The following is a 9,943-nucleotide window of genomic DNA, read 5'->3' on the forward strand; positions in this document are numbered from 1 at the left end:
ATTGCAGCTACGCGATATTTTCGGTTTCAGCGATTTTTACGCTGGCGGGGGTTGGCCAAAGGTCTTTTATTGGTATTATGTTGTGGAACCCCATCGCGCAGTATGGGCGGAGGAAGTGGGCAATGAGTGTGACAATGGAGGATGTCTTCCGTCAGGTTGCCGGCGGCAGCGGCGGGCCGCTCTATCTGCGCCTCCAAAAGTCCATTGAGGACGCTGTACGCTCCGGGCTCGTCAAGGCAGGCGACGCATTGCCCTCCGAGCGCGATATCGCGGCCATTGCCGATGTCTCTCGCGTCACCGTGCGTAAGGCCGTCCAGCATCTGGTGCGCGACGGAATCCTCATCCAGCGCCACGGCTCGGGCACGTTCGTCGCCCCCGAGGTGCAGAAGGTCGAGCAATCGCTATCGAGCCTCACCTCGTTCACCGAGGACATGGCGCGCCGCGGCATGACGCTGCGCTCCGAATGGCTCGAACGCGGCCTCTACGTGCCTTCGCCCGAGGAATCCGTCATCCTGGGCCTTTCGAGCCATGAGAAGGTCGCCCGGATCGCCCGGCTGCGCATCGCCAATGAAATCCCGATGGCCATAGAACGCGCCACGCTCGCCGCATCGATTCTCCCCGATCCCGGCGCCATCACGGACTCCCTTTATGCCAAGCTCGACGAAACCGGGAACCGCCCCGTCCGCGCCCTCCAGCGCATTGCCGCGATCAATCTTGGCGATACCGATGCGGCCTTGCTCGGGGTGGCGCCCGGCTCGGCGGCGCTACGGATCGAGCGCACATCCTATCTCGCGTCGGGCCGGATCGTTGAATCCACCCGCTCGGTTTACCGCGGTGACGCTTATGACTTCGTCGCCGAACTGCGCCTTGGAGCGCCTGAATGAACGAGATGAGCCAATCCATGTCCCAGACCCATATGAAGCGCGAAGTCGCTGAAATCCCGGCCGCGACCCGGCGACTGCTGACCGAGGGCGGCAGGGCGATTGCCGCCGCCGCCGATGCCCTGCGGGCAGCGAACCCCAATTTCATGGTGACCATTGCCCGCGGCTCGTCCGATCACGCCGCGACTTATTTCAAATATTGCTGCGAATTGATCCTGCGCCTGCCGGTTGCTTCGGTGGGGCCTTCGATTGCTTCGATCTACGGCGTCGATCTGAGGCTCGGGCGAGCCGGGGTCATCACGATTTCCCAGTCGGGCAAGAGCCCCGACATCGTCGCCATGCTCGAAAGCGCGGCGGCTTCCGGGGCCACCAGCATTGCCATCACCAATACCGCAGGCTCCCCGCTCGCCCGCGCTGCCGGCCACGTTGTCGACATTCTCGCCGGGACCGAGCATTCGGTCGCCGCAACCAAGACCTTCGTGACCTCCGCCGTCGCGGGCCTGGCAATCGTCGCGGACTGGGCCAATGATGTAGCACTCAAAACCGCCCTTGATCGCCTGCCCAATGATCTTGAAGCAGCGCTCGATTGCGACTGGTCGGCGCTGGTCGAGGCTCTCGATGGGCACAATTCGCTGTTCGTGCTGGGGCGCGGGCCGGGCGCGGCCATCGCCAGCGAGGCTGCGCTCAAGTTCAAGGAAACCTCTGGCCTCCATGCCGAGGCCTATTCGACCGCCGAAGTGCTGCACGGTCCCGCTGCCATCGTCCGGGACGGCTTTCCCGTGCTCGCGCTATGCTCTGCCGACAAGGCGCGCGCCTCGATCCTCGAAACCTGTGCCCGGTTGGCGGGGCAGGGCGGCGCGGTGTTTGTAACCGATCCCGATCCCGAGCCCGATGGTGGAACCCCGTTGCCCTCCGCCCGCACCGGCCACCCGCTCACCGATCCGATTGCCGAGGTCGTGAGCTTTTATAGCTTCATCGAAGCCCTGGCGCGGCATCGCGGGTTCAACCCCGATACCCCGCCCCACCTCCGTAAAGAGACATCGACGCTATGAGTGCCCGCAAAGCCTTCACCGGGGCCGCGATTTTCGATGGAGAAACCTGGCATCAGGGCCGCACGGTGCTGGTTTCCGAGGACACGGTCTCCGCCGTCGTCCCGATCGACGATCTGCCCGATGATACAGAGGTCATCGAACTCTATGGCGGCATGCTGGTCCCCGGCTTTGTCGATCTGCAGGTCAATGGCGGGGGCGGCGTGCTGTTCAACGACGCCCCGGATGTCGACGCCATCGCGCAGATTTGCGCTGCCCATTTCGCTTTCGGGACGACCGCGCTTCTTCCCACCCTCATAACCGATACGCCGGAGACCACCCGCGCCGCGCTCGAAGCGGGTATCGCCGCCCAGCGGCAAGGCATACCGGGTTTTGCCGGGCTTCACATCGAAGGCCCCCATCTCTCGATTGCGCGCAAGGGCGCGCACGATCCGGCATTGATCCGGCCGATGCAGCAAACCGATCTAGATGCGCTCGTCGTGGCGCGGGAGGCGCTGCCGACGCTTTTGACCACGGTCGCCGTCGAGTCTGTAACCATCGAGCAGATATCGGCGCTTGCAGGCGCCGGAATAACGGTAAGCCTTGGTCACACCGATACCGGTTGCGCCGGCGCCCGCGCCGCCTTCGCCGCCGGGGCGAATATGGTGACGCATCTTTTCAACGCGATGAGCCAGTTAGGCAATCGCGAGCCCGGACTTGTGGGGGCGGCCCTGACCGAAGGGGTTTGGGCAGGTCTCATAGCCGATGGCCTGCATGTCGATCCGGCCACCATGACCATCGCGCTGCGGGCCAAGTCCGGGCCGGGCCGAATTTTCCTCGTCACCGATGCAATGTCCACCATTGGCACCGATTTGAAGCGGTTTTCGCTCAACGGCCGCGAGATCGTCCGCGAAAATGGCGCGCTGCGTCTCGCCGACGGTACGCTGGCTGGCGCCGATCTCACGATGATCGATGCCGTCCGTTACGTGCACCGCACCATCGGAGTCGACCTCGATGAAGCCCTGCGCATGGCCTCGCTCTATCCTGCCCAGGCGATCGCCCGCTCGGATCGCCTCGGACACCTCAAGCCCGGCGCCGAAGCATCGATGATCCATCTGGCCGATGGCCACGACATCGCAGGGGTGTGGGTCAGGGGAGCGCGCGTCATCGGTTGATCCATCGGGAACCGGGGCCAACGCGCGCCGTTGACTCCCTAATGACCGGTGGAGATGTGAAATGACCAGCAAGCCAGAGCTTGGCGAAGGGCAGACGGAGCACGAGCGGGACGGCCGCGCGGCGAAAGAACAGAGCGCCGATTTCCTTGTCACCGAATTCGGGGTGGCCGTGCCCAATGCGGCCGACCTCGTCGCCGATGACGAAAAGGAGGCCGAGGAGATTACCGAGGCGGAGTTCGAGAAGGAGCGCGAGCGCGATCCGCTCGAGGATGTTCCTTCGCCTGAAAGCCCTGACCCCGATTATGCCAAGCAGCCCGGGCATCACATGCAAAAGGAAGTCCTGCACCGCGAGACCGAGGATCCTTCCTGAGGGAAAATCTAGGCGCGGGCCAACTGCCCCTGCATCTCGATGATCGCATAGAGGCACGCCGCGGCGGTCTCGAGCGGCCCGGTATTGTCGATTACGTGGTCGAACCCCTCGGGGGGTGAAAAGTCCATGCGCGCGATTCGGTTCTCGATGTCGTCCTGCGTTTCGCGCCCCCGCGCCATCAGGCGTTTCCGCATCGTCTCCGCATCGATGGTAATCGCCACGGCGCTGACATTGGCATAGCGCGCTCGTGCCGCCGCGATCACCGACCGCGAGAGATTGACGACGATCGTGCAGCCCTGTGCGATATCCTCATCCACTTTGGCCGGAATGCCGTAGCGCAGCCCATGGGCCTGCCAATCGAGCGCAAACGCGCCGTTGGCACGCTGATGCTCGAAGGAAAGCGGGTTCAGCGCAAGGTGATCCTCATGAGCGTCGCCCGCCGGCCGCGTAATGGCGCGTTGAGGAAAGACGACGTCGGGATCGTTGGCGAAATGCGCCATCGCCTTGCGCAAAAGCGTGTCCTTGCCCGATCCGCTGGGCCCGACCACGGCGACGAGGCTGCCCGGACCGATCTTCTCCGCGCTCATGCCACGCGCCGGCCTTGCCGCCAGACGGAACGGACCTGCGGCACGTCGTCGAATTTGCGGATGCGAACCAGATCGGCGCGCAACCCCTCCGCGATCCGCCCCCTGTCCGCAAATCCCACAGCATCGGCGGGATTTGCAGTGACCTTGGCGACCGCCTGCGGCAGGGAGATGCCCATGTCGCCATCCGCCAGCGCAAAGAGCGATTGCAGCATCGAGAAGGGCACATAGTCGGACGAAATCACATCGAGAATGCCGAGGGCGGCAAGTTCGGACGCGGCAATGTTGCCCGAATGCGAACCGCCGCGCACGATGTTCGGGCCGCCCATCAGGACCTTCATCCCCGCATCGTGGGAGGCGCGCGCCGCTTCAACCGTCGTCGGAAATTCCGCGACGCGGACGCCCTGTTGCCGTGCTTCTGCGACGTGGTCGAGCGTCGCATCGTCATGGCTGGCGAGCGCGATGGCATTGGCGTTGCAATAGTCGGCAATCAGCTTGCGGTGACGCGCCGAGTGCATCTGCGAATTTTCGGTCCGGTGCGCGCAGAACTTCTCGAACTGCTCGTCTGTCAGCCCGCGCTTGGTCTTGTAGTAGAAAACGTACTGCTCCATCGACTGGAACTGCCGCTGTCCGGGAGCGTGGTCCATCAGCGAGGCCAGCCTGACGCGACCGTCACCCTCGAACTCGGAAAAGCTCTCCATGACATCTGGGGCCGACACTTCGCAGCGCAGGTGAATGAAGTGCTCGGCGCGCAGGCGATCCTGATCCCCGGCGGCATGGATGGCGTCGGCGAGAAAGCGCATCTCCCCGACCTTGAACCCGTCGTCCTCGTCACTCCCCATGCGCAGGCAGTCGAACACCGTGGTGATCCCCGAGGTGGCGATCTGCGCGTCATGGGCATGGATGGCCGACATCACATGCCAGCGCACGCCGGGTCGGGGCGAATAGTGGTTTTCGAGGTGATCGGTGTGAAGCTCGATGAGGCCGGGGATGATGTAATCCCCCTCCATGTCCTCGCCTGTCCGCGCGGTGCCGGTATCGATGGCCGCGATTTGGCCGTCGCGGATCAGGAGCGTACCCGTGACGACCTCGTCGGGCAGGACGATGCGGGCGTTTGTAAGGGCGGTTTCGGTGGCCATTTCAAGCCGTCTTTCTGTCTTGGGCGATGGACAAGCGGGCGTAGTGAAGCACCGTGAACGGCGCGCCGGGTTCAGGCTCGGCAAAGATCGCCAGCCCGTCGATGGGGAACGGTCTGGAAAGGAAAGGCGCGAAAAGCCGCTCCAGTTCCGTTGCGATCGCCGGCTGGTCCTCGCGCGCGATCCTGTTGGTCAGCGTCATGTGGAAGCGGAAGGATTCAAAGACATACGGATACCCCCAATCATGGAGATTGGCCGCTTCGGCGGGGCTCAGATGCTCGGGATTGCGGCGGGCAATGTCCTCGGTCGTGAGCGGCGCGCGGAATTTCTCAAATGCCGTTACGACCTCGCCGGCAAATGCATTGAGCGCGGGGCTCGGCTCGCGCGGGACGATGGCGAAGAATCCGCTGAGATTGCCGACGACCATTTCGGGCACCGTGAAAGCTTCGCTCGATGCCACAAACTGGTCGAACGCCGCGACGAACTCGGCTTCCGTCTGCCCCTCGGCAAGCCGGAACGGGGCCTTGAGGGTGGCATGAAAACCATAGCGCCGGGGCGAGCTGGTAATCGCGTTGATCGTATCGGCCGGCAGAGACGTGCCTCCAGGATGCGACAGCGCTGCATCCGCAAATGCATCGCGCCCCAGCCACGAAGCGGCTTGGCGGGACAGTGGATCGTCCTGGGCAGGAGCAAAATAGATCGCATAGCGCATGGTGGAAAAACGTCCCGTGAACATAGCCGTAAAAAGAGAAACCGCCCTCTAGGCGATTTCTGTGACAGAAGATTGACTGCGGCGTGCCGCGCTTCTGTCGTTGGAATTAAAGGGCAGGGCCTACAGATTTGGGTTCCCTAGGCCGAACGCCAATTGTCCCTAGTGACTCTGCTCGCCAATGTAGCGTTCGCGGATTTTCTTTGAAACCCAATCGATGGCGAAAACGCAGATAAGGACGTTGATGACGACGAAGGCCACCTGATCGAAGAGATTGGCCCGGAACCGCTCGATGATGATCATCCCCACGCCACCCGCACCGACGAGCCCCAGTATGGTCGCGCTGCGCGTGCTCGATTCGAAAAAGTAGAGCGATTGCGAGATGAAGACCGGCAGCACCTGCGGCAGGTAGCCGTAGCGCATCACCTTGATCGGCCCCGCGCCGGTGGCGCGCACGCCTTCGACCTGCTTGCGGTCGATATTTTCAAGCGCTTCGGAATAGAGTTTCGAGAGCGTTCCGGTGTCCGAGATGAAGATCGCTAGCACGCCGGCCAGCGGTCCAAGCCCCACCGCCCGCACGAACACCAGCCCCCAGATCAGCTGGTCGACGCCGCGGAAAACATCAAGAATGCGCCGCACGATCTGCCGCACGAAGGGAAAGGGCATTGTCGTGCGTGCCGCGAGAAAGCCGAGGAACAGCGCCGCGACCGATGCCATGAAGGTGCCGAGGAACGCCATCGCCAGGGTCTGGGCAATCGCGCCGTAGATATTGGCGAACTGCCAGGTCTCGATGTCCTTCCACACGAACATTGCCGAAATCAGCCGCCAGGCGCGGTCCGATGCGTTGAGGAACCGGCCGACATCGAAGTACCAGAGCGAGATCGCGACATAGCCGATGACGACGGCCCAGACGATTGCAAGGATAGCCCGCTTTCGACGCACATCGAAGACATCCGGGTGCACGAGCTTGAGGGCGTCGATATCGGCGCGGGTTACGGTATAGCCGCTCATTTGAGGTTTTCCTTGCCGATGAAATAGAACCGCAATTGCTCGGAGAGGAGGTCGATCAGCGTCACGGTGAGGACAACCAGAATCAACACCGCGATGACACGGTCGTCCGAATATAGAGAGATGACCCGATTGAGCTCCGAGCCGATTCCGCCCGCGCCGACAAAGCCGACGATGGAGGAGGCACGTACGTTGATCTCGAAACGGAGCAGGGTGTAGGAGGTGAAGTTCGGAAGCACCTGCGGCACCACCCCGTAGCGCATCTGCTCGAACCAGTTCCCGCCCACCGATTTGATGCCCTCGACCGGCCGCATCGAGGCGTTCTCGTTGACCTCGGCAAATAGTTTTCCCAGCGCCCCGGCGGTGTGGATGGCAATGGCGATGACCCCGGCAATGGGCCCGATCCCGACCGCAAAGACCAATACGAGCGCATAAAGGATCTCGGGTACCCCGCGGCAGATTTCCATGAAGCGCCGCGAAATCCAGAAGACCGTGGAATTCGGCGCGAGGTTCTTGGAGGCCGGAAAGCTCAGGACGAATGCGACGGCAGCCCCCAGCAGGGTTGCCGTCAGCGCCATGAAGATCGTCTCGACGATCAGTCGGACATAGGTGCCGAAATCGGCGAACCAGTAGGCGATCGAGCCCGGCGTCGCCCGCCCCGCTTCGTTGCGGCCCTCGAACAGCACCTGCCATTCGAGATGTGGCAGGATGGTGCCGAAATATTCGAAGATGCGCGGGATACCGGCTGCCAATCGGTCGGGGTAGAACCGCGATACATAGATCGACGTCGCGAGGGCGGCGATAAACAGCGCGGCGAACAGCAGGTTCATCGCCCGCTTCTCGCGGGCGAGCTGCCTGCGGTGAGCCTCGAAACCCGCGACGGGATCGGTGTCGGAGCGGGCGAGCGTGCCCGGAAAGCCGGCCTCGCTCACTGCGCTGCCCCGAGTGCGTATTGCGGGCGCGCGGCGATCATCGCGGCGGCCGGCAACGGCTTGCCTATGGTCGTCGATGTCAGGCCCTCCGAGAAGGCCTCCTCGCTCTCGGCGCCGTAGATTTCGCGCGCCTTGGCTTCGGTCAGGTCCCTGGGCGCGCCGTCGAAGACCAGGTTTCCGTCCGCGAGCCCGATGATGCGGTCGCAATAGCTGCGCGCCGTGTCGAGCGTATGGAGGTTGCAGATGACGGTGATACCGTCTTCGCGGTTGATCGCGGACAGCGCATCCATGACGATCTTGGCGTTGAGCGGATCGAGCGAGGCGATCGGCTCGTCGGCCAAAAGGATGCGCGGCTCCTGCACGAGCGCGCGGGCGATGGCCACGCGCTGCATCTGGCCGCCCGACAGCGTATCGGCCTGCTGTAGCGCGGTATGCGCCATGCCCAGCCGGTCGAGCGCACGGATGGCACGGGCGCGGTCTTCATCGTCGAAAAGCTGGAGCATGGAGGCGACGAAATTGTGATGGTAGAGCCGCCCGGCCATCACATTGGTGATGACATCGAGGCGTCCCACGAGATTGAACTGCTGGAACACCATCGCGCAGGTCGCGCGCCAGGCGAGCAGGTCGCGGCCCCGGAGCGCGGTGATGTCGCGCCCGTCGAAAACGATCCGGCCGGAAGTCGGTTCGGCCAGCCGGTTGAGCATGCGCAAAAGGGTGGATTTGCCCGCCCCTGAACGCCCGATGATACCCACCATCTGCCCCTCTGGAATATCGAGCCCGATGGCGTTGACGGCGTTGCGGGATTTGAAGGACTTGGTCAGTCGATCGATCTTGAGCACGGTGCACCCCTTTGCTGAAGGCAGGCGTTTGAAAGACGAAAGGGCCACACATTCGTGCGGCCCTCCGGGTGGGGCGTCGCGCCCCGGTCATCGATTTAGCGCGAACCCTCTAGCTCGGCGCGGCGCATGGCCACGATACCTTCAAAGAAGGTATGATCGACGCGCTTGAAGCCTTGGCCGTCGCCTTGCGAAACGTCGACATAGCAGTCGTAGTCGGTGTCGCGGAGCGTCTCCATCCAGGCGATGGCAATGTCCTTGGCTTCCTGCGGCGCGCTCTTGCGAATAACCCAGGGTCCGTTGGGGATGATGTCCGAGGTCCAGACTATATCGAGATCGGCCATGTCGAGCAGACCCTTGTCGACCATCGAGCGCAGCGCGCCGCGCGAGAAGCCTTCGGATTTTTCGCCAACCCCGGACGTCCAGGTCACACCTGCGTCATACTGGCCGTTGAGCACGGCAACCAGGGCCTGCTCGTGCCCGCCGCCAAAGCCGGTCGAGGAGAAGTAGCTCTCGATGTCGATGCCGGAAAGTTCGAGCTGTGCCTTCGGCACGAGATAACCCGAGGTCGAGTTGGGATCGGCAAAAGCGAGGCTCTTGCCCTGCATATCGTCGATCGATGCGATGCCGCTGTCCGAACGGGCATACATCATCGCGTAGTAGCCGTCCGAGCCGTCCGCTTCGAGCGCCACGAAAATCGGCTCAACCGCTTCTGGGTCCTGGATGTAGATCCCGGCATAGGCCGAGGCGCCAAGCTGGGCAGCGTCGAGCTGCCCCGCAACCAGACCCTGCATGACGCCGGCATAGTCGGAAGCCGGGTAGAGCTCGACCGGAACGCCGAGGAGTTCGCCGAGTTGCTCGACCATGCACTCGTTCTTGCGCAGGCGGTCGGCTTCGTTCTCGCCGCCCAGCAGGCCGACACGGAAGGCGGGAAGTTCGGATTGCCAGCCCTGCGCAAGCGCGCCGGTCGAAGAAAGGCTCAGGGCAAGCGCGGCGAGGGCGGTGCCGCGGGTAAGGGTCGCAAACATGGAATCTCCACAGCGATGAATAGGGTTGCACGGTGGCCGGACGGATAGCCCGCCTGTCCGATGCAAAGCCCTATCGGCAGTCTGCGACACGTTCTTGAAGTTTGCGCGACAGTAAAATGACGGCCTGCGCTAGAGCGTCACCCGAGCTGAATGAATCGGTGCGGGTTCCCAAATCAACGCGTTTCTGATTCATCATGTTTGCCGGGTGAGGAGGCCGGCGGACATGTCGAAAGCTTTGTCACTCGATCTCCGGACG

At 63.2% G+C, this 9,943-nt stretch carries 11 protein-coding genes; 4 read left to right on the top strand and 7 right to left on the bottom strand.

Annotated features, from left to right (window positions below; translation table 11 throughout):
• Positions 1-122: 122 nt before the first annotated feature.
• From I2G20_RS10825 to I2G20_RS10840, 4 genes are all read left to right on the top strand, one after another.
• Positions 123-884: a GntR family transcriptional regulator gene (locus I2G20_RS10825; RefSeq protein WP_196259706.1), complete on the top strand. Its 762-nt coding sequence runs from the start codon at positions 123-125 to the stop codon at positions 882-884.
• On the top strand, positions 881-1,933 hold the full coding sequence (locus tag I2G20_RS10830; RefSeq protein ID WP_246473010.1) for an SIS domain-containing protein: 1,053 nt from the start codon (positions 881-883) through the stop codon (positions 1,931-1,933). The genes I2G20_RS10825 and I2G20_RS10830 overlap by 4 nt, the downstream gene beginning before the upstream one ends.
• Positions 1,930-3,084, top strand: a complete 1,155-nt coding sequence (gene nagA, locus I2G20_RS10835; protein ID WP_196259707.1) for an N-acetylglucosamine-6-phosphate deacetylase — start codon at positions 1,930-1,932, stop codon at positions 3,082-3,084. The genes I2G20_RS10830 and nagA overlap by 4 nt, the downstream gene beginning before the upstream one ends.
• Before the next feature lie 61 nt (positions 3,085-3,145).
• Positions 3,146-3,454, top strand: a complete 309-nt coding sequence (locus tag I2G20_RS10840; protein ID WP_196259708.1) for a hypothetical protein — start codon at positions 3,146-3,148, stop codon at positions 3,452-3,454.
• A gap of 8 nt (positions 3,455-3,462) precedes the next feature.
• Here the strand turns inward: I2G20_RS10840 and phnN are convergent, their stop codons facing one another.
• The 7 genes from phnN to phnD form a co-directional block, all read right to left on the bottom strand.
• The gene (gene phnN, locus I2G20_RS10845) at positions 3,463-4,041 is read right to left on the bottom strand and encodes a phosphonate metabolism protein/1,5-bisphosphokinase (PRPP-forming) PhnN (RefSeq protein WP_196259709.1); all 579 of its coding nucleotides are present in this window, start codon (positions 4,039-4,041) and stop codon (positions 3,463-3,465) included.
• Positions 4,038-5,177 (bottom strand): alpha-D-ribose 1-methylphosphonate 5-triphosphate diphosphatase, encoded by a 1,140-nt coding sequence (locus tag I2G20_RS10850; RefSeq protein ID WP_196259710.1) that lies wholly within the window; start codon positions 5,175-5,177, stop codon positions 4,038-4,040. The genes phnN and I2G20_RS10850 overlap by 4 nt, the downstream gene beginning before the upstream one ends.
• Before the next feature lies 1 nt (position 5,178).
• Positions 5,179-5,886, bottom strand: coding sequence for a DUF1045 domain-containing protein (locus I2G20_RS10855; RefSeq protein ID WP_196259711.1), 708 nt, complete (start codon positions 5,884-5,886; stop codon positions 5,179-5,181).
• A gap of 159 nt (positions 5,887-6,045) precedes the next feature.
• Positions 6,046-6,894, bottom strand: coding sequence for a phosphonate ABC transporter, permease protein PhnE (phnE, locus tag I2G20_RS10860; RefSeq protein WP_196259712.1), 849 nt, complete (start codon positions 6,892-6,894; stop codon positions 6,046-6,048).
• A complete protein-coding gene (gene phnE / locus I2G20_RS10865) occupies positions 6,891-7,823 on the bottom strand; it encodes a phosphonate ABC transporter, permease protein PhnE (protein ID WP_343070329.1) in 933 nt (310 codons plus the stop codon). The genes phnE (I2G20_RS10860) and phnE (I2G20_RS10865) overlap by 4 nt, the downstream gene beginning before the upstream one ends.
• The gene (gene phnC, locus I2G20_RS10870) at positions 7,820-8,662 is read right to left on the bottom strand and encodes a phosphonate ABC transporter ATP-binding protein (protein ID WP_196259713.1); all 843 of its coding nucleotides are present in this window, start codon (positions 8,660-8,662) and stop codon (positions 7,820-7,822) included. The genes phnE (I2G20_RS10865) and phnC overlap by 4 nt, the downstream gene beginning before the upstream one ends.
• 95 nt (positions 8,663-8,757) lie before the next feature.
• Entirely contained in the window at positions 8,758-9,687 is a 930-nt protein-coding gene (phnD, locus tag I2G20_RS10875) for a phosphonate ABC transporter substrate-binding protein (RefSeq protein ID WP_196259714.1), read from the bottom strand.
• Between the last annotated feature and the right edge of the window lie 256 nt (positions 9,688-9,943).

The sequence above is a fragment of the Pelagibacterium limicola genome (genome assembly GCF_015694405.1).
In the GTDB taxonomy this organism is placed as follows: Bacteria; Pseudomonadota; Alphaproteobacteria; order Rhizobiales; family Devosiaceae; genus Pelagibacterium; species Pelagibacterium limicola.

Coding starts and splice junctions, on each gene's coding strand:
- I2G20_RS10825 (WP_196259706.1), top strand. CDS start 123: ATGAGTGTGACAATGGAGGATGTCTTCCGTCAGGTTGCCGGCGGCAGC.
- phnN (WP_196259709.1), bottom strand. CDS start 4,041: ATGAGCGCGGAGAAGATCGGTCCGGGCAGCCTCGTCGCCGTGGTCGGG.
- I2G20_RS10840 (WP_196259708.1), top strand. CDS start 3,146: ATGACCAGCAAGCCAGAGCTTGGCGAAGGGCAGACGGAGCACGAGCGG.
- I2G20_RS10855 (WP_196259711.1), bottom strand. CDS start 5,886: ATGCGCTATGCGATCTATTTTGCTCCTGCCCAGGACGATCCACTGTCC.
- I2G20_RS10830 (WP_246473010.1), top strand. CDS start 881: ATGAACGAGATGAGCCAATCCATGTCCCAGACCCATATGAAGCGCGAA.
- phnD (WP_196259714.1), bottom strand. CDS start 9,687: ATGTTTGCGACCCTTACCCGCGGCACCGCCCTCGCCGCGCTTGCCCTG.
- phnE (WP_196259712.1), bottom strand. CDS start 6,894: ATGAGCGGCTATACCGTAACCCGCGCCGATATCGACGCCCTCAAGCTC.
- nagA (WP_196259707.1), top strand. CDS start 1,930: ATGAGTGCCCGCAAAGCCTTCACCGGGGCCGCGATTTTCGATGGAGAA.
- I2G20_RS10850 (WP_196259710.1), bottom strand. CDS start 5,177: ATGGCCACCGAAACCGCCCTTACAAACGCCCGCATCGTCCTGCCCGAC.